Origin of the sequence: Haloferula rosea, from assembly GCF_016595525.1 — a bacterium.
Classification (GTDB): domain Bacteria; phylum Verrucomicrobiota; class Verrucomicrobiia; order Verrucomicrobiales; family Akkermansiaceae; genus Haloferula; species Haloferula rosea.
In genome coordinates, this window is the sequence record NZ_JAENII010000059.1 from 1 (window position 1) to 414 (window position 414).

Genomic DNA, 414 nt, shown 5'->3' on the forward strand with positions numbered 1-414 from the left:
GCTTGGATAGCGGACTGAACAATTTCTTCGAGGTGGATTCCGTTAACAGTATGGCGTATCGCTACGGACGTCTGGGTGGAGTCAACACCCTGAGCGCAATCAACCTGCTCACCGGTACTGCCGAAACCGTTTCCTACGGTGGAGATCCGTTTGCAGTCTACCAAGTTCCAGAACCAAATGGTTTCGCTCTACTTGGTCTAGCGGTGAGCTTGCTTCTCCGGCGCTCCCGACATCTCTGCCCGAAACCAGGTAGGTAGAACAAGCGCATGGAGAGCAACGGCTGACCCAATCGCGTCAACCTAAGGAGTGAATGATTGCTTGAAAGGGGTCAGTCCCGTTTTTCAAGCATTGACGCCGCCCGGCTGGATTGGCTAGCTTTTCGCCATGGCCCGCCCCCTCCGCTACGAAGCCGCT

General features: G+C 55.6%; 1 protein-coding gene. It reads left to right on the plus strand.

All coding sequences use genetic code 11. The features are described 5' to 3' along the window. The coding region (locus tag JIN81_RS19205) for a hypothetical protein (RefSeq protein ID WP_234045610.1) at positions 1 to 257 on the plus strand (257 nt) is incomplete at its 5' end. Between the last annotated feature and the right edge of the window lie 157 nt (positions 258 to 414).